We start from the raw sequence: 19,373 nt of genomic DNA, 5'->3' as shown, positions 1-19,373 counted from the left end.
TAACTTTTTACATTATTTTGTTGCCGCTTTCATATTGCGAACAAACTCACCAAGTTCGCTTAGACATTGGGCGTGATTTTCTAAATTTCGCTCAATGATTTTTACGGTTGCCGAACCGGAAATCGCACCGGCTGCACCAAGTTGAAGCGCTTCTTTTACTTGCGACGGTTGGGCGATGCCGAAACCTTGCAGAATCGGTGGGGCATGGTGAGCCTTGAGTTGTTCAACAAGGGTATCTAAGTTAGCCGCATGCGCTTGGTTTTCCGCACTGGTGACGCCGGCACGAGAAACCAAATAAGTATAGCCCTCGCTATTTTCAGCCACACCTTGCACCGTTTTGGCATCCGCATTCGGCGGACAAATAAAGACGGGTTGAACACCGTATTTTTTGGCTGCTTGGACATAGTCTTCTTTTGCCAATAATGGAATGTCCGCCACTAAAACGGCATCCACACCGACTTCCGCACAACGTTGATAAAAATTATCCAGGCCTTTGGCAAAAATTAAATTCGCGCAAAGCAACAGGCTGATGGGAATCTCCGGATATTTTGACCGCACTTTAGTAAGTAATTTAAAGCTGTCTTCCGTACTATGACCGGCATTAAGCGCACGATTATTCGCGGCTTGAATCACCGGACCATCCAATAAAGGGTCAGAAAAGGGAAAGCCCAATTCTAAGGCGTCTGCGCCGTTATCCACGAGGGTACAAATAATCTCAAAAGAACGATCAAAGGTTGGATCGCATAAGGTAACGAAAGGAACAAATGCACCTTCCTTTTTTGCGCTTAACTGGGCAAAGGTCGTTTCAAAACGGCTCATGATTGCATTCCTTTTTCTTTTAATACTTTATCAACAGTGAAGATATCTTTATCGCCACGACCGGATAAATTCACCACTAAAATTTGTGCTTTATTCGGTTCTTGACGGATCATTTTTAAAGCATGCGCAAGGGCGTGAGAGCTTTCCAATGCCGGAATAATGCCCTCATGTTTTGCCAGTGCTTGGAACGCATTTAAGGCTTCATCATCGGTAATGCTTGGGTATTCCGCTCGACCAATGCTTTGCAAATAGGCGTGTTGCGGGCCGATAGAAGGGAAGTCTAGCCCCGCAGAAATCGAATAGGATTCTTCCACTTGGCCGTCTTCCGTTTGCATTAACGGCGATTTCATCCCGAAATAAATGCCGACTTTGGCATGCCCCAATGGCGCACCATGTTCACCTGTTTCAATGCCGTGACCGGCAGGTTCTACGCCAATTAAACGCACATTCGGTTCATCAATGAAATCCGTAAACATACCGATGGCGTTTGAGCCGCCACCTACTGCTGCAATCACCGCATCCGGCAGGCGACCTTCTTTTTCTAAGATTTGACGTTTGGTTTCTTCGCCAATCATTTTTTGGAATTCGCGCACAATTGTCGGAAAGGGGTGAGGGCCTGCCGCTGTACCTAATAAATAATGGGTGGTTTCATAATTGGCTGACCAATCACGCATGGCTTCACAGCACGCATCTTTTAAGGAACAAGAGCCTTTTTGCACAGGAACCACTTCGGCGCCCATTAAGCGCATACGGAAGACATTCGGTGATTGGCGTTCCACATCTTTTGCGCCCATATAAATGCGGCAAGGCATATCCAACATGGCACAAGCGAGGGCTGTTGCGACGCCATGTTGCCCTGCGCCGGTTTCTGCGATAATGCGAGTTTTGCCCATGCGTTTTGCCAATAAAATCTGGCCTAGCACTTGGTTGGTTTTGTGGGCACCGCCGTGGAGCAAATCTTCCCGTTTTAAATAGATTTTGGCTTTCGTGCCTTTGGTTAAGTTACGGCAAAGGGTAAGTGCGGTCGGTCTGCCGGCATAATTTTTTAGGAGATCCTGAAATTCACGTTGAAATTCGGGATCGTCTTTGGCTTCAACAAATGCTTTTTCTAATTGTTGTAGCACCGGTATGAGAATCTCCGGCACATACATTCCGCCGAACTCACCGAAATAAGGGTTTAAAATCGTGTCTGACATAGGCTTTCCTTATGACATTAAAAACAGGCTATCGTAGATTTTGTAGAAATTTATGACAGCGAATAAAACAACAAATACACTTGAAATCAGTTGAATTAACCAAAAAATTGCCCAAAGTAAAAAGGTTGCCATCGGGCTAAAACCAATCTCGGCAAGGATATTTTGTTGCTTTAAGTAAAAACTCCGTAAACTGAGTAAGTAAGCCGAAAGCATAATTAACAATGGAATGGCGACAAAGCAGCGGATGACATAATAGACGATGTCGATTAAATCAGGCTCATTAATGTAGAAAAATAATCTTTTTCTAAACTCCGGATCTTTAATGTATTCCGTCATCACCATATACAGCACAAAAAACAGCAAGGCAGGCGTTAGCCCACGTAAAAAGGCTAAATAAGGCTCAGTAATTTCAGTTAAAAAGCGGGAAAGTTTGCTGGGTTGTTTAGTCATTTTTGCTCACTTTTAACGGGTTAAAGGTTTGTGCCGTCGGCATGACTTCAATGCGGTTAATATTCACGTGCTCCGGTTGTTGATTAAGCCATAGGACGATATTGGCAATATCTTGTGGCGTGACATATTGTACGTTTTCATACACTTGTGCTGCGCGGGCATCGTCGCCTTTAAATCGCACGTTGGAAAATTCCGTGCCGCCACATAAACCGGGTTCTACATTGGAAACACGTACATTGGTGCCGGCCAAATCTGCACGGAGGTTTAAACTGAATTGTTTCACGAAGGCTTTTGTGCCGCCGTAAACGTTGCCACCTGGATAGGCATAATTGCCGGCAATTGAGCCTAAATTGATGATGTGCCCTTGATTACGTGCCACCATCTGCGGCAAAACTAAGCGGGTTATGGTGACCAAACCTTTCACGTTGGTATCGATCATTTTTTCCCAATCGTCTAAATCGGCTTTATCTGCGCTTTCTAAGCCAAGGGCAAGGCCTGCGTTATTCACTAATAAATCGATGGCTTGTAATCCTGCCGGCAGCGTTTTGAATGCATTTTCAGTGGCTTGACGATCGGAGATATCGAAAGCGAGAGGGAAGAATTGTTTGCCGTATTCTTGTTCTAATTGCGCTAAACGTTCTTGTCTTCTTCCTGTACCAATCACTAAATAGCCCGCTTTCAATAACGTGCGACAGATAGCGTTTCCAAAACCGGCGGTGGCACCTGTGACCAATGCAATTTTTGTCATGTTTATTTCTCCTTGTTGTGGAATTGGTGTACGGAAAAATTCATTTAGAAAAATGACCGCACTTTCTATGATGTAGAGAATACTACTACACTAGTATGTAAAAATATAGCGTGTTAATAAAGAAATTTAAAAGAGAGTAAAAAAAAGTGCGGTTGTTTTTTAATGAATTGAAGAGAAAGAAAAAAGCACGCTTGAGAATCGCGTGCTTTTTATTTGAAATGAATAAAAGTGCGGTGCTTTTTTGCCGCATTTTCAATGCTACATCATTGCACCGACATATTTCAGCATCACCCCGGCAGCGATGGCAGAACCAATCACACCGGCAACGTTCGGCCCCATGGCATGCATGAGTAAGAAGTTTTGGTGATCTGCTTCCAGTCCGATTTTGTTGGAAACCCGCGCCGCCATGGGTACGGCAGACACACCGGCAGAACCGATGAGTGGGTTAATTTTGTTTTTGCTGAATTTGTTCATCAATTTCGCCATTAATACACCGCTGCCGGTACCGATCCCGAAAGCAATTACGCCAAGAATTAGAATACCCAAGGTTTGCGGTTGTAGGAATTTATCGGCGATGAGTTTAGAACCCACAGACAAACCAAGCACGATAGTCACAATGTTAATCAAGGCATTTTGCGTGGTATCGCTTAAACGTTCTACCACGCCACTGACGCGCATGAGGTTACCGAAACAGAACATCCCGAGCAATGGGGCGGCATCCGGTAAAAGTAAACCCACGAGCAACAGCAAAATCACCGGGAACAAGACTTTTTCACGATTGCTCACATGGCGCATTTGTGTCATACGGATCTTGCGTTCTTCTTCCGTAGTTAAGGCTTTCATGATTGGTGGCTGAATCAATGGCACTAACGCCATGTAGGAATACGCCGCTACTGCAATGGCTCCGAGCAATTCCGGTGCGAGTTTGCTGGTGAGGTAAATTGCGGTCGGGCCGTCCGCACCACCGATAATACCGATGGACGCTGCTTGTGGGAGCGTGAATTCGATAATGCCGAAATAGTTCAATGCCAATGCACCGAGTACGGTGGCGAAAATACCGAACTGTGCCGCAGCACCAAGCAGCAACGTTTTCGGATTTGCCAATAACGGGCCGAAGTCTGTCATCGCGCCTACGCCCATGAAAATCACTAACGGTGCAATGCCATAACCGATAGCCACTTTATAGAACAACGCCAAGATCCCAGCGCTGTATCCCATGTCCATTGACAAGGCTTCCAGTTGATTTACGGTAGAGCCGGACGCTGTCGCAAGTGCAGTTTTAATGAGTGCCGGATCAGCGGCGATGCCTAATTTCGCCGCAATGACGGCAATTTGCTCCGGTGAACCAAGATGAAGCAAATTCTCCAATGCCGTCATGGCAAGCCCGGCTTCGGGAATGTTTGATAACAATCCACCAAAGCCGATAGGCAATAATAGCAATGGCTCAAACTTGCGTGCGATGGCAAGCCACAACAGGAGTAAGCTGATAGCGATCATCACCGCTTGCCCCCATTGCAAATGGAACAGTCCCATACCCTGAATTAATGCAATAATGCTATCCATAGGTAACTCCTTAGACCAGGTTCATGACGGTATCACCCACCGCGACGGCATCGCCGGCTTTGACACAAATACCACGCACGGTACCGGCTTGTGCCGCTTTCACTTCGGTTTCCATTTTCATGGCTTCAAGAATGAATAACACATCACCTGCAGCGACAGTTTGACCTTCTGTTGCCACCACTTTCCAAATGTTACCCGCCATCGGTGCAGTCACCGGTGTGCCACCACTGGTTGGTGCTGGTGCTGCTTGTGGCGCCGCTTGTGCTGTGGTTGTCGCTACATGTGAAATGTCGCCGCCTTCACTGACTTTCACCACAAAGGCTTTGCCTTCCAATTCCACAGTATAAACGGCGGAGCCGGACGCCGCAGGTGCTGCTTTAGAAACAGGTTTATTTTCCACCGCACTTTCATTGCCGGTGGGTGCCGGTTCAAAGGCAGCCGGGTTGTTGCGGTTTTCTAAGAATTTCCAAGCAATTTGAGGGAAAAGCGCTACGATTAAGGCATCGTCCACGGTGTTATCTGCTAATTTCACCCCTTTCGCTTTGGCTTGTTCGGCAACTTCAGCTTCAATTTTCGCCATTTCAGGCGCAATGTGATCAGCAGGACGGTCAGTCACCGGAGCAGCACCTTCTAATACACGAGCTTGTAATGCGCTATCTACCAGTGCAGGTGTTTTGCCGTATTCACCTTTTAAAATGCCGGCTGTCTCTTTCGCGATGGTTTTGTAGCGTTCGCCTGTCAACACGTTAATGACCGATTGTGTGCCTACAATTTGAGAGGTTGGGGTAACAAGCGGAATGTAACCCAAGTCTTTACGTACGCGTGGAATTTCTTCTAAAACCAAATCCAATTTATCGGAGGCATTTTGTTGTTTTAATTGATTTTCCAAGTTGGTAAGCATGCCGCCCGGCACTTGTGCGACTAAAATACGGCTATCTACGCCACGTAGCTGCCCCTCAAATTTGGCATATTTTTTACGCACATTACGGAAATACGCAGCAATTTTTTCCAAGCGCGGAATATCTAAGCCGGTGTCATATTCGGTGCCTTGTAAGGTTGCCACCATGGATTCTGTTGCTGGGTGGCCGTAGGTGCCGGACATAGAGGAAATTGCAGTATCAATCCCATCTACGCCTGCTTCAATGGCTTTTAACAGTGCCATTTCTGCCATGCCGGTGGTCGAGTGGCAGTGTAAATGCAATTCGACATCGAAACGTTTTTTAATTTCGCGCACTAAGTCTGCCGCCGCCATCGGGTTTAAAATACCTGACATATCTTTGATAACTAAGCTGTCGATACCGATTTCCAATAATTGTTCGGTGGTATCAAGCCAAGTTTGCATGGTGTGTACCGGGCTGGTGGTATAACTTAATGTCCCTTGTGCATGACCGCCGAATTTACGCACGGCTTGCAACGCCGCTTTCATATTACGCGGGTCGTTGAGTGCATCAAATACGCGGAACACGTCCATACCGTTTGCTACGCAACGTTCAACGAAACGTTCTACCACGTCATCGGCATAGTGGCGATAACCTAAGAGATTTTGACCACGTAACAGCATTTGTAACGGGGTTTTTGGACAGGCTTTTTTCAATTCACGCAAACGTACCCACGGATCCTCCCCTAAAAAACGAATACAACTGTCAAACGTTGCGCCGCCCCAAGCTTCTAACGACCAATAGCCGATATTGTCTAATTCTTGTGCGATCGGTAACATGTCATCGAGACGTAAACGGGTCGCAAAAAGCGATTGGTGAGCATCACGAAGTACCAGTTCGGTCATTTTAATTTTTTTAGTCATAGTAAAATCCTTATTTTTATTTGAACTGTTGGGTACGGCGATGGTGCGCGATAGCCGCTGCAATTACAGGGCGCAAACGCTCAAAATCGTCAGTAGGTGCCGCAGAAAGTGCGGTGGCATTTGAAGGCGTTTTTGGTGAGGGTTGAGGCTCAGGAAAATATTTGTTTATCAGCTTTGACATGAGTCCGATTGCCCAGATTAAAATGAGCAAAAAGACCAATACAAAACCCATCCCTGAAAACATCAGATTAATTCCTTCACCGAAAAGTTCTGCCGAAGTCATTAGTCGTATCCTTATATTTAATATGGGATTTTTATTCTACCCAAGTCATTTTCACAAAACCGTGATTGAGATCATAAATTGAGTGAAATAGGAGAGAAGGAAAGGGAAAGGTGCGGTGAGGTATTAAGGTGGATTTTAGATTACTCTAAATATAAAGGTGGTTGATTGATGATGGGCATTTCCCGATGCGTGCCCTGTAAGTTTAATGAATTATAAAGCACGTGTCAGGAGACACTCGCTATCTGATTTGATCTTCTTTAATTTATTAACAAAAGTGCGGTCAAATTCCCGACCATTTTTCACCTAGAAAAACACCTCAAATTTCGACCGCACTTTTATCTATCTACTGTTGATTCAATCCCCCAAAATCCCCCACTTCATGTTCTAACTGACTCATGGCAAGTAGGGCTTCTTGGGTTTGTTTGGCTTCTTCTTCATCAATGACGCTCATCGCGAAACCAACGTGCACGAGAACCCATTTGCCAAGCAGAGGTTTGGGATCATCGCTGCAGATAAGGGAAATATTCACCTCACGTTGCACGCCGCAAACATCCACGGTGGCAAGTTGTAATGCGCTGTCGCCGATTTTGACAATTTGACCGGGCACACCTAAACACATATTTCATTTACTCCGATTAAAAATTTGCGTCTATTTTACCATTGCTTTAAATAAATTGCGGCGATCTGGATCAAAGGTCGCTTGTTTGGTCGGCATGGATAAAATCATGCGTAGGCAATCCTGTGCCAGTTGGATTGCTTGTTCGTTGGTAAGGTTTGGATCAAGCGGGGAATGCAAGGAACAGCTTAAATATTGCGGTACGGTTTCAATGCCACTGACCGTAAAAGTCAGGGCTTTGTAAGGCAGTTGAACAGTGATTTTATCCCCTAATTCACGCGGTTCCCACGTTTGTTGCGGGCCCGGCAGAATAACGACGCTAATCATCCATGGGGTTAACACCGAGCCGACCCATTGTCCTTCAAATAAAACGAATTTTGGACAGAAACATTCAATATTGTGGTGAAAGAAGGGGAGCTCTTGCATTTCAGGCACAATTTTTTGCATTTCAGTAAGAAAGAGATCCGTTGGGTTTTCTTCAAAACCGGTAACAGAGGTTAAAAGTGCGGTCGGATTTTCTAGTGTTTTTTCGTGTCGATACATGGTTGTTTGTCAATATTAATAAGAATTAAAGAAGAGCAGGCGAAATCTTAAAGAAAGTTCCCCCTCTTTCGTAAAGAGGGTTAGGGGAGATTTAGCACTTGTCTCTATTTATTAAAATCTCCCTCCGCCCCTCTTTTCTAAAGAGGGAGTCTAGATTTAAACCATATTTAGCAATCACTTGATTTAAGGTTGCAAAAACCTTTGGCATCGCTTTCTGTATCGTTTCTGTTAATCCAATGCCAGCCTCTAACGATTCCGGTTGGACGCCAATGAGGCAAAGATTTTGTGGAAACTCATCCGTCAGTTTGAGGGCAGAAAGCACATCACAAATGCCAAGTTGATGTGGCGAAATTTTGCGGGAGAAAAAGGCTGGCACTTGCTCGTCATGTAACACGACAATCTCACCCGGCTGTTTATTAGCAAGCACGGCATCGACAATAATCAAATGCTCGCGATTTGCCATCGCATCCAGTAATTCCATGCCACAAGTGCCACCATCGATGACATCAAAGTGCGGTTGAATTTCAGGGCGTTTTTCAAGCTCCTGCACCACGCGCACACCGATACCTTCATCGCTTAACAAAATATTGCCAACGCCAAGAATTAACGGCTTCATTACAACACCTTCACTTCAGTCACTTCGCCGTTTTCGGTATTAACTACGTGCACGGCACAGGACATACAAGGGTCGAAAGAGTGAATGGTTCTCACGACTTCTAACGGTTTAGTTGGATCTGCCACCGGTGTACCAATAATGGAAAGCTCATAAGGGCCCATTTGGTCTTGTTCATTACGCGGGCCAGCATTCCATGTGGATGGTACAACTGCTTGATAGTTTTCAATGCGACCATCTTTAATGACAACCCAGTGAGAAAGCATACCGCGCGGCACTTCACCGAAACCAACACCACGGAACTCACCGCTTGCCGGAATATCCGTTTTAATATACGCCGTCATATCACCTTTCGCGATGTTATCAATGAGCATTTGCCATTGCGCACTTAAAATGTCGTTGATTGCACAGCAATGCACGGTACGACCGATAATACGTCCAAGGGTAGAATGTAATTGATCGGTGGTTAAGGTATTACCGGTTAATTTTTCGTAAATGCCTTTCAATTCATTGAAGTGGTTGACAGTTGGCGTGTCATTCGCAGCCAAACCACACATTAAATAGGCGAGAGGACCCACTTCGACAACTTTTCCGTAGAAGGTTGGGGCTTTTACCCAAGAATATTTGCCATCATCTTGCCAGCCGGTATATTTCGGACGAGTTAAGCCAGCCCAAGGTTCTAATGGCTCATCATCTTCGTACCAAGCGTGTTTACCACTTTCTTTAATTCCTTTTACAACGAACTCATCTTTTTGTTGGTCGATTGCACGGAAAGTCGATAAATCGGCATTTTCGATATAACCACCTTTCAACATGAATTTAGAGTTATCTGCATCAATTGGGTATTCAGGCACAGATAAGTAGTTGCCTGATGTTTTACCTAAGCTTAACCATTCAGGATAGTAAGCCGCAAATACTGCCGCATCTACTTTATACACTTGGTTAATGAAGTCAGTTAAGCGATCGATACACGCTTTCACGAACAGGAGACGTTCTTGGTTTAGTACCGCTTGGGAATCTAAGTTAATTGGGTTTGCTACGCCACCAATCGCCAAGTTTTGAATATGGGGGGTTTTACTACCGAGCAATGCCACCACGCGGTTAGCATCACGTTGACATTCAAGAGCTTGCAAATAGTGCGCGACGGCAATGAGGTTGACTTCCGGTGGAAGTTTCATTGCAGCATGACCGAAGTAACCGTTAGCAAAAATACCAAGTTGTCCGCTATCTACTAATGCTTGGATTTTTTTCTGTACGTTGCGGAATTCGTTAGCACCGTTTAATGACCATGTAGAGACACCTTTTAGCATATCTGCCGCTTTTTCAGGATCAGCTTTTAGTGCAGCGGTGATATCCACCCAGTCCATCGCGGAGAGTTGATAGAAATGCACGATATGGTCGTGAATGCTGTGGGCAGCAAGAATCATGTTACGAATATACTGTGCATTGACGGGGACTTTCGCACCGATAGCATCTTCTACGGCACGTACGCTGATAATCGCGTGAACTGTAGTACATACGCCACAGATACGTTGCATAATCATCCATGCATCACGTGGATCGGCACCTTTTACGATATTTTCCATACCGCGCCACATGGTACCGGATGACCAAGCATTGGTGACAACGCCGTTTTCAATTTCGCAATCAATACGTAAATGCCCTTCAATACGGGTAATTGGGTCAATTGAGATACGTTTTTTTTCTGACATTATTCTGCTCCGCTAACTTTTTTGCTGAATGCCGCTTTTTCGGCAATAATTTTTTCTGAGTCTTCGGTATGTTTTTCTTTAAATACCGGTAATACAGGGAATAAACGAATGATTAAAATATAGGCACATACTTCAATAGAAACGAAGCCGATTGAAATAAGCAATTCTTCCGCAGATGGGAAATATTGATAGCCGTTGCCCGGATTGTACATGATAAGCGAGTAGTTCATCCGCCATAATGCCGCACCGAGTAACATGCTTAATGCCGAAATAAATAACCAACGGGAATCGGATTTTTTCTCCCCGAGGAAGAGGGTCAGTAACGGTAATACCATCAACCAGACTTCCATCCAGAACATCCATGCTTCAAATTGAGTTAATTTATCGAAACCTACAACCATTTGCAGTTTGTCGTGATAAATCAATTCACCAAAACGCACCGCTAAGAAACAGAAAATTAAGCCTGCGGTAACGCGTGCCAATTGAGTAAATAAATGACGTTCATCTGGTGTTTTTCCAGCAAGACCTGCTTTAACTAGAGAACCCTCAAAAATCACAATAGAGAAGCCCATAATGAAAGCTGTCAGCAAGGAGAGAATCGGTAGCACTTCATAGCTTTGCCATACCGGATGGACTTTGTGACCGGCTACAATCATCAAGGAACCCATTGAAGATTGGTGCATCATTGGCAATAAGGCACCCAAGGCAATAATGAAAAACATGATTTTATTGAGTTTATTAAACCATTTCTTCAAACCAAGGAAACCAAGCCATACCGGGGCAAATTCGAGAGTCACCACGATGATATAGACGGTCATACAAAACGCCGTTTCAAATAGCACGGAATTGGTATTGAACTGTCCCGGAACGTAGAAATAGGGTAAATGCCAATAACGTCCCATATCAATGGTAATAGATAAACCACCGAGGGAATAGCCGAATAAACTTGCAAGCAATGCCGGGCGCACGAGGGCGTGATATTTCCCTTTGTTGAAAATATACACGGTCCAAGCGAGAGCCCAACCGCCACAGGCAAATCCGGTCCCGACAAGTAAGTCAAAGGCAATCCATAAGCCCCAAGGATAACCGCCATTAAGTGCGGTCACGGAACCGATACCAAAAACCAAACGTTTTAAAATTAATAAAGCGCAAAGCACGGCAAGGGGCGCAAAAAAGAGAATGGCGGCAGAAATCAGGCGACCGCCTACCGGACGTGGATTACTCATGATGCTCATCCTCCGCTTCTTCGATTTCCTTGCGTGCCTGACGCATGGCTTCTTTTTGTGCTGCAATACGCTCAGCGATTTTATCGCCATGTATATTTTTGTAAGTCATAAAGGTTAAACCAGCCAGTGCGACTAATGGCAATGCTAAACCGCGATACAAGAAGTGTTGTAAATGCGCCGCACGAGAACCTGTTGCGACTTCATCTAAGTCTGGTAAACCAAGGTTAGCAAAAGGCACACCACTTAAGGCAAGTACCTGTGTACCACCACCTTCTTTTTCACCGTAGATATGATATTGATATGCCGGCACGGTAGCACGGTATTTATCTGTGCTATTAACGTGTTGACGAGGGTAATCATATTCAGTACCACGTAATAAGCTTAAACGACGTTTCGCTTCAGCCAATAATTCTTCACGTGTACCAAAAATAATGGCACCTGTCGGACAAACATGGCAGCAACCCGGTAGCTCACCTTTATCTAAGCGCTCAACGCCTTTTTGGTTGCAGAGCTCACATTTGCTGATTTCGCCGAACGGATTGTCGTAGTCATATTTGGGCACATCAAAAGGACAACCCACCATACAATAACGGCAACCGGTACAAATATCAGGATCGTATTTCACGATACCGGTTTTAGGATCTTTGGTAAGGGCTTGAACCGGGCAAACGGCAACACAGTTTGGGTCAACGCAATGCATACATTGTTTTTTTACGTAAGCATAGCCGTTTTCTGTTTGGTCTTTATTTTTACCGTCACCATCGGTCCACACTTGAATAATATTACGTGTGAACGGCGTAAGTTTGTCGTTATTTGACCAAGTTTGATCACCTTTTGGGTTTACCGGTGTGAGGTTCACGTTTTGACATTCCGCCACGCATGCCTGACAACCTACACAAAGGGTAGAGTCGTAAAGCATTCCAAGCGCACCGGGAATGGGCTCAACCACTTCCGATGCCTGTGCACTCGATACAGGCAAGGTGGAAGCAATTCCGCCAAGCACACCGGCTTTTAGAAATTTTCGTCTATCCATGTTATTTACCTGTATGTTGTTCTTTTTCTGCCGCTTTGGCTTCGACACGGGCTTTATGTTGAATGCTTAATTCGCGTAAAGTCACCACACTCACGCCGGCGAGTATTGCCGCAGCACCGCCTAATAAACCGATGGCTGTCATGGTCGCCCCTGAACCTTCGGTGTTGTTGACATCCGGTTTTTCAACGCGTGGTGTTGGGTTTTCTACCCCGGCTAATTGGAAAATGCCTTTGGTAAAGCCCACGCCTTTTTCGTTACAACCATAGCAAGGGTGCCCAATACCGACCGGCCAGTTATTACCACCAACATCACAGAATTCTAAGGTAGAGCAGTTGCCGTAAGTTTCCGGGCCTTTACAACCGAGATGATATAAGCACCATCCATTACGGTGACCATAATCGCCGTACTCTTTGGCAAAGCGCCCGGCATCAAAGTGCGGTCTGCGATAGCAGTTTTCGTGAATTAAGCGATCGTAAGCAAATAATGGACGATTCAATTTGTCCATTGCAGGCAGCTTCTTATAAGTCAGAATATAAGCAACGGTTGCAAGGAAGTTGTGTGGATTTGGTGGACAACCTGGAATATTAATCACCGGTGTGCCTTTTGGTAATACTTCGGATAAGCTGCTTGCACCGGTTGGGTTACCACCGCTGGAAGGAACGCCGCCCCATGCGGCACAAGAACCGATCGCAATGATGGCAGCTGCTCCTTTCGCTGCATCTCGAATGTGTTCTACAATCGGTTTACCGGCGACCATACAATAGACGCCGCCGTCTTTCACCGGAATAGAACCATCTACGACTAAAACATATTTTCCATAATACTGTTTAATTGCATTGTGTTTATTCTCTTCAGCTTGTTCCCCAAATGCGGCAGAAAGCGTTTCATGGTATTCCAAGGAGATCATTTCCAATACCAAGTTTTCCACTGTCGGATGGGTAGCGCGTAGTAGCGATTCCGTACATCCCGTACATTCTTGCGCCCCGATCCATAACACCGGTGGGCGTGCCGGTGCCGTTAAGGCGTTGGTCATCTCCGCACCGGCTTTACTGCTTAGTCCCATTGTTGCCGCAAGTGCGGTACATAATTTCATAAAATCCCGACGAGAAACATCGGCTAAGGCAGAAAATAATCCATCACTTCGTTGCATATCATCACTCCAAATCACACATTTTATATAGGGTTATCGGCGCTATGATATGCTCATCAAGAGGAACATTATTTGATCGTCATCAAGAATATCCCTATTTTTTATCCGAATATAAATGGTAACCCTTTGTTTTTGTTGTTAATTGATATGCATTCTCATTTATTGGGTTATGAATTGTTTTAATTATAAGTGGTGTTTGATTGGTTGAGAGTTGGAGGGAAAAAGTTTACTTAATAAAAGAAAAAGGTGCACATTGGACGTTGTGCACCATATTTATTGTGAGGTTTTGTGACGCTATAAAATCTTTGTAAAAACCGACCGCACTTTTTCAGCGTCTTTCAAACCGGGGGCGCTTTCCACACCGGAATTCAGATCCACACCGACACAATGTTGTGCTAATGCCGCATCAATATTGTTTGGATTAATACCGCCTGCCAACAGGATTTTATGTTTTAGTTGCGCCGGAATCAATGACCAATTGAAAGTCTCACCCGTACCGCCTTGTTGTGCGCCTGACTTGCTATCGAAAACAAAACGATCAATCTCAGAAACGTCGTCAAAAACCACCGCACTTTGATGAGTTACATCCACGGAGATGGCTTTCCAAATGCGAATGCTTTCAGGTAATTCGGTGCGAAGTGCGGTGATAAATTCCGGCGTTTCATCACCGTGCAACTGAACGGCGTAGAGCTGTAATTGCTGTGCGATTTTCACGATAAAATCGATGTCTTGATTTTGAAACACACCCACAAAACGAAGTGGCGCGGCGGTTACCAATTCTTGAGCTTGGCGTAAACTGATACAACGTTTGGAGTTTTCCACAAAAATCAGCCCGCCGTACAATGCGCCGCTTTCGTAAACGGTTTTTACGTCTTGCGCACGGGTTAAACCGCACACTTTGTTTTCGCCGAAAATGACTTCACGCACGGCGTTGTTTAAATCGGGACTGCCCATTAAACTGCTGCCAATTAAGAAACCGTGGGCAACGTGTTGCAATTCGCGTACTTGCTGATGGTTGTAAATGCCTGATTCACTGATGATTCGTACATCGGCAGGAATGCGGTCGGCATATCCGCGGGTTAATGCTACTACGCGGTTTAAATCTACGCTTAAATCGTGCAAATTACGATTATTTACGCCGATAATTTTCGCTCCTAACGCCAAGGCGCGTTCAAATTCTTCTTCGTTGCTGGTTTCAGTCAATACGCCCATGCCGAAAGAATGCGCTAAATCGGCTAAGATGCGATAAGTCTCGTCGTTCACCACAGAAAGCATGAGTAAAATCGCGTCGGCTTGATAAAACCGCGCCAAATAAACCTGATATTCGCTGATCATAAAGTCTTTGCATAATACCGGTTGTGTGACAACGTCGCGAACTTGTTTGATATAGGAAAAATCCCCTTGGAAGTATTTTTCATCGGTCAGCACAGAAATCGCATTGGCATAGTGTTTATAGACCTGCGCAATTTCTGTCGGTTTAAATGCACTGCGAATCAATCCTTTGGACGGCGAGGCTTTTTTACATTCTAAAATGTACGCCGGCTTTTGGTGCGTGCCTTTTGCTAACGCCTCATAAAAAGCGCGGTCGGATTTTTGAATGTTTTTTTCAAATTCACTTAACGGAAATTCCGCTTCTTTATTTTTTACCCATTCGGCTTTATCGAGCACGATTTTTTGTAACATCGTCGCAGTTTCAAGGGGTTTGGAAAAGTCTTGTGTGATCATGTTTATGTCTTATTTTTGAAAACGGGTCTTTAAATTAATAAGTTGTTAATTTCTGTAAGGTTTCAAATGGTTTGCCTTGTGTAATCACATCCAATACCCGTTGTGCATTATCTTTAATGTCTTCTTGTCCGAACAATTTCAGTAAGAGGGCGGTGTTCATGGCCACGGCTTGATGGTGTTCCGCTTTGCCTTTGCCTTGTAAGAGTGCGGTAATCATTTGCGCATTTTCTGTCGGTTCGCCACCGCGTAAACTTTCCAACGATTTGACCTGGAAACCAAAATCCTGTGGCGTTAAGGTGTAACGTTCAATCTTGCCGTTACGCACTTCCGCGACTTCTGTCGCACCATGAATTGCCACTTCGTCTAAGCCAGTGCCATGCACGATAATGGTGTGTTCGTGCCCTAATTGGGCAACGGTTTTAGCGTAAATATCAATCAGTTCGGGAGAATAAACGCCAAGCAATTGACGTTTCGGACGTGCCGGATTAATCAATGGACCTAGAATATTAAAGAGCGTACGGGTTTTTAAGGCTTGGCGTACCGGCACCACATATTTGAAACCCGGGTGATATTGCTGTGCGAACAGAAAACAGATGCCAATGTCATCCAATGCTTGACGGGCTTGTTCTGGTGACATCGCGATATTGACACCCAAGGCGGTTAATAAATCGCTTGAACCGGTTTTGCTGGAAACGCTACGGTTGCCATGTTTCGCTACTTTGGCACCACAAGCGGCTGCGACAATAGCGGACGCCGTAGAAATATTGATGGTATTGGCGCCGTCACCGCCCGTGCCGACAATATCGGCGAAAGGGTAATCCGGTGTTGGAAACGGTTTGGCATTTTTAATGGCGGCTAATACGGCACCGTTGACTTCATCGATGGTTTCGCCACGCACTTTGAGTGCCACTAACATGGCGGAGATTTGTTCGTTGCTTAATTCACCCAACATGATGGCATTAAATAAGGCTTCGCTTTCTGCAGTGATTAAGGTTTGTGCGCTATAAAGTTTTTCTAATAGAGCTTGGTTTTCCATCATCCTTGTCCTTATTTATGAATATCGTAGTCCAAATCGCGTGCTTCATCGCCGGTCATGCCACGGAAGCCCCAACAATGGGCCGGTTGCTCTTTGATGGTAATTTCCACGTCAAACGGGCTAATGCCTAATTTATATTCAAATTCACTGAACAACATTTTAATTAAACGTTTTTTGGTTTGTTCTAAACGACCTTGCATTAAATTGATTTCAATCACCATGTAATTGTCGCTACGGTTTGCCGTGTGCGGATAATAAAAATCGTCATCTTCAAGGCAAATAAAACGTAATGCATGCTTGCCTTTGGCAACATCTAAACCCAGCTCCAAGCAGTTATAAATCACGTCTGCGACAGCCGATTTACGAGGGGAAAGGGTACGTTTTAAACCATATACTGTGATCATGTTTTGTCCTTTTTTATTTAAAATTTCCCTCTTTAGAAAAGAGGAACTGGGGAGATTGGAAAAATATTGTTATTGAATAAAAATCAAATGAAATTAACCATATTTTGATTATTAACTTACTCAGTATTAAGACTGCCAAATCTCCCCTAACCCCTCTTTGCTAAAGAGGGGAAGTGGTAAATTAATTCCGTTTCAACAACCATTCCACCGATTGCGCCAATAACTGTGCCCCTTGCACCGTTAAAATAGACTCGGGGTGGAATTGGAAGCTACAAATGGGTAAAGTGCGGTGGCGAATTGCCATATTAATACCATTATAAGAAGCATTCGGAATCAATTCATCGGGCAAATTAATTCCCATGAGAGAATGATAACGCGCGACCGGCATCGGGTTGGTCAAACCTTTGAACATGGCTTCATTGTCGTGTTCAATGCGGGACACTTTACCGTGTAAAATTTCACCTGCGTGAACGACTTTGCCGCCGAAGGCTTCGATTAACGCTTGATGCCCCAAACAAATGCCCAACATCGGTACTTTGCCGATTAAGCGTTTAATCAACGGAATCATGTTTCCTGCTTCATTCGGCGTGCCCGGCCCGGGAGAGAGGGCGAGAATGGTATCCGGTTGTGCCAGAGCGGTTTTTTCCAATAGCGCTAAATCGCAATCATTACGGTAAATATTGACCTGATACCCTAATCCGCGAAATTGATCCACCAAATTGTAAGTAAAGGAATCAAAGTTATCTAAAAATAAAATGGTTGCCATGATGTTACTCCTATTGATTCGCTTTCTTATTGGTTTGTACGATGGCGTTGATGACCGCACGGGCTTTGTGACGGGTTTCATCGGCTTCCATTTGCAGGTCGGAATCCAACACCGTACCGCAACCGGCTTGCACATAGGCAATGCCGTTTTGCACGAAGGCAGAGCGAATCACGATACAGGTATCAAAATTACCGTCAGATTGCAGATAGCCTACGGCGCCGCCGTAACTGTGGCGTTTTTGTTGTTCAAATTGATAAATTAACTGCATGGCTTTAATTTTCGGTGCACCGGTTAGCGTGCCCATGTTCATACAGGCTTGATAAGCGTGTAACGCATCCAGTTCAGGGCGAAGTTTACCTACAACGCGAGAGACGAGATGCATAATGTGCGAATAGCGATCCACCTGCATTAAATCTTTCACATGGCGGGTTTTACTTTCGCACACGCGGGCGATATCGTTACGGGCTAAATCCACCAACATCAAATGTTCCGCTTGTTCTTTATGATCTAAACGCAATTCCAGTTCTAAACGGGAATCTAATTCGGGATCGATATTGCCGTCAGTATCAAAACCGCGCGGACGCGAACCGGCAATCGGGTAGATCTCCAACTGACGGGTAGTTTGCGAATATTTCAAGGCACTTTCCGGTGAAGCACCGAATAGAGTGAAATCTTCGTCCTGAATAAAAAACATATACGGGCTTGGGTTGTTTTGTTTTAACTGACGATAAGTCGCCAACGTGTTCGGGCATTCCAGAGAGAAACGACGGGACGGCACAATTTGGAACACGTCGCCGCAATAAATATGTTGCTTCAGGCGTTCAATAATTTTCTTGAATTTATCATCATCTAAATTAATGGCAACCTCGGTAGAAGCCGGTTTGAGGCTCAAGTGCGGTCGAATTTCCAAGAGTTTTTTGGCAATGTCTTGGGCGTTCTGCTGCAGTATCGCCAACGTATTTTGTGCAAAACAAAAGGTTTGTAATTCCGCTTGTTGCAATTGATGGTCGATCACCAGTAATTGTTCCGCTAAATAAAAGCAATAATCCGGGCAGGTAATGCCATCATCTTGCAAAGTGATATTTTCCATCGGAATAAAATTTGCCACCAAATCATAGGCGAATAACCCGCCTAAAAAAACCGGCAACGAGCTTGCCTGATAAAGTTCGGTGAAACAACGCAACCCATCAAAAATGCCGTGTGCCAATAATTTGCTGTCTTCGTCCGCATTATTGTCGGTGGGTTTGAATGCTACTTGCAGTTCGGTGCTTGTTTGGGATGTTACGTTTACCTGTGCCGAAAGCTTTTGCGCAATTAACGGTAACACATTGGCACCGTTGTCGGTCAATGCATGAAAAGTGACGGTTTGTCCCAAACAGGAAATTTTCATGGCCGCGTTAACGAGTAATAAACTTTTCAGACTGTTTTTGTTGGAAATTTCGGCAGATTCTAACAGTAGGGTGTTCGGTTGGCTTTCACATAAGGTGGCGAAAATGGCGGTAGGATCGCTGTGATAAGGTACGTTTTGCATAAAAGTTTGAATAAAAGCGGAAGACATTCTCATTTCCTTAAAACATAAAATAAAGTTGCACTATTAAACTAGTGCAAGAAATGAAAGTCAAGAATAAATCAACATTTTGTTAAAGGATTATGGGAGTTGCTAAGAAAAAAGGTAGGGACGCATTGCAT

At 44.7% G+C, this 19,373-nt stretch carries 19 protein-coding genes; all 19 read right to left on the bottom strand.

Translation table 11 applies throughout. From position 1 onward, the window contains the following. Nucleotides 1-12: 12 nt before the first annotated feature. Entirely contained in the window at nt 13-819 is an 807-nt protein-coding gene (trpA, locus tag ACO5E4_RS02805; RefSeq protein WP_485862008.1) for a tryptophan synthase subunit alpha, read from the bottom strand. After that, nucleotides 816-2,015 (bottom strand): tryptophan synthase subunit beta, encoded by a 1,200-nt coding sequence (gene trpB / locus ACO5E4_RS02800; RefSeq protein WP_485862007.1) that lies wholly within the window; start codon nt 2,013-2,015, stop codon nt 816-818. The genes trpA and trpB overlap by 4 nt, the downstream gene beginning before the upstream one ends. A gap of 9 nt (nt 2,016-2,024) precedes the next feature. Next, nucleotides 2,025-2,465, bottom strand: coding sequence for a hypothetical protein (locus tag ACO5E4_RS02795; protein WP_485862006.1), 441 nt, complete (start codon nt 2,463-2,465; stop codon nt 2,025-2,027). Further along, nucleotides 2,458-3,213: an SDR family oxidoreductase gene (locus ACO5E4_RS02790; protein ID WP_485862005.1), complete on the bottom strand. Its 756-nt coding sequence runs from the start codon at nt 3,211-3,213 to the stop codon at nt 2,458-2,460. Before ACO5E4_RS02790 ends, ACO5E4_RS02795 begins: the two co-directional genes overlap by 8 nt. 258 nt (nt 3,214-3,471) lie before the next feature. Then, a complete protein-coding gene (locus ACO5E4_RS02785; RefSeq protein ID WP_485862004.1) occupies nt 3,472-4,776 on the bottom strand; it encodes a sodium ion-translocating decarboxylase subunit beta in 1,305 nt (434 codons plus the stop codon). 10 nt (nt 4,777-4,786) lie between these two features. Then, a complete protein-coding gene (oadA, locus tag ACO5E4_RS02780) occupies nt 4,787-6,577 on the bottom strand; it encodes a sodium-extruding oxaloacetate decarboxylase subunit alpha (protein WP_485862003.1) in 1,791 nt (596 codons plus the stop codon). 16 nt (nt 6,578-6,593) lie between these two features. Further along, nucleotides 6,594-6,860: an oxaloacetate decarboxylase subunit gamma gene (locus tag ACO5E4_RS02775; RefSeq protein WP_230621320.1), complete on the bottom strand. Its 267-nt coding sequence runs from the start codon at nt 6,858-6,860 to the stop codon at nt 6,594-6,596. 343 nt (nt 6,861-7,203) lie between these two features. After that, nucleotides 7,204-7,479 carry a hydrogenase maturation factor HybG gene (hybG, locus tag ACO5E4_RS02770; protein WP_315542159.1) on the bottom strand — a complete coding sequence of 92 codons (276 nt, stop codon included), beginning with the start codon at nt 7,477-7,479 and terminating at the stop codon, nt 7,204-7,206. A gap of 30 nt (nt 7,480-7,509) precedes the next feature. Then, entirely contained in the window at nt 7,510-8,019 is a 510-nt protein-coding gene (gene hybE, locus ACO5E4_RS02765) for a hydrogenase-2 assembly chaperone (RefSeq protein ID WP_485862002.1), read from the bottom strand. Between the two features lie 91 nt (nt 8,020-8,110). Then, nucleotides 8,111-8,635, bottom strand: a complete 525-nt coding sequence (locus ACO5E4_RS02760) for a HyaD/HybD family hydrogenase maturation endopeptidase (RefSeq protein ID WP_485862001.1) — start codon at nt 8,633-8,635, stop codon at nt 8,111-8,113. Continuing rightward, complete coding sequence (gene hybC, locus ACO5E4_RS02755; RefSeq protein WP_485862000.1) at nt 8,635-10,344, bottom strand: hydrogenase 2 large subunit; 1,710 nt, start codon at nt 10,342-10,344, stop codon at nt 8,635-8,637. Before hybC ends, ACO5E4_RS02760 begins: the two co-directional genes overlap by 1 nt. After that, nucleotides 10,344-11,570, bottom strand: a complete 1,227-nt coding sequence (hybB, locus tag ACO5E4_RS02750; RefSeq protein WP_485861999.1) for a Ni/Fe-hydrogenase cytochrome b subunit — start codon at nt 11,568-11,570, stop codon at nt 10,344-10,346. Before hybB ends, hybC begins: the two co-directional genes overlap by 1 nt. Continuing rightward, nucleotides 11,563-12,603 (bottom strand): hydrogenase 2 operon protein HybA, encoded by a 1,041-nt coding sequence (hybA, locus tag ACO5E4_RS02745; protein ID WP_485861998.1) that lies wholly within the window; start codon nt 12,601-12,603, stop codon nt 11,563-11,565. The genes hybB and hybA overlap by 8 nt, the downstream gene beginning before the upstream one ends. 1 nt (nt 12,604) lies before the next feature. Next, nucleotides 12,605-13,753 (bottom strand): hydrogenase 2 small subunit, encoded by a 1,149-nt coding sequence (hybO, locus tag ACO5E4_RS02740; RefSeq protein WP_485861997.1) that lies wholly within the window; start codon nt 13,751-13,753, stop codon nt 12,605-12,607. Between the two features lie 294 nt (nt 13,754-14,047). Further along, the gene (gene trpCF / locus ACO5E4_RS02735) at nt 14,048-15,478 is read right to left on the bottom strand and encodes a bifunctional indole-3-glycerol-phosphate synthase TrpC/phosphoribosylanthranilate isomerase TrpF (RefSeq protein ID WP_485861996.1); all 1,431 of its coding nucleotides are present in this window, start codon (nt 15,476-15,478) and stop codon (nt 14,048-14,050) included. Nucleotides 15,479-15,512: 34 nt separating this feature from the next. Next, a complete protein-coding gene (gene trpD, locus ACO5E4_RS02730) occupies nt 15,513-16,514 on the bottom strand; it encodes an anthranilate phosphoribosyltransferase (protein WP_485862073.1) in 1,002 nt (333 codons plus the stop codon). An 11-nt stretch (nt 16,515-16,525) separates the two neighbouring features. Next, nucleotides 16,526-16,918, bottom strand: coding sequence for a tautomerase family protein (locus ACO5E4_RS02725; RefSeq protein ID WP_314956652.1), 393 nt, complete (start codon nt 16,916-16,918; stop codon nt 16,526-16,528). A 181-nt stretch (nt 16,919-17,099) separates the two neighbouring features. Then, the gene (locus ACO5E4_RS02720) at nt 17,100-17,684 is read right to left on the bottom strand and encodes an aminodeoxychorismate/anthranilate synthase component II (RefSeq protein WP_485861995.1); all 585 of its coding nucleotides are present in this window, start codon (nt 17,682-17,684) and stop codon (nt 17,100-17,102) included. 10 nt (nt 17,685-17,694) lie between these two features. After that, nucleotides 17,695-19,242, bottom strand: a complete 1,548-nt coding sequence (gene trpE, locus ACO5E4_RS02715; RefSeq protein WP_485861994.1) for an anthranilate synthase component I — start codon at nt 19,240-19,242, stop codon at nt 17,695-17,697. Nucleotides 19,243-19,373: the final 131 nt, after the last annotated feature.

The organism is Aggregatibacter sp. (genome assembly GCF_057314075.1).
The sequence above is the reverse complement of the archived record's forward strand: the minus strand, read 5'-3'. Positions and strand labels throughout refer to the sequence as shown.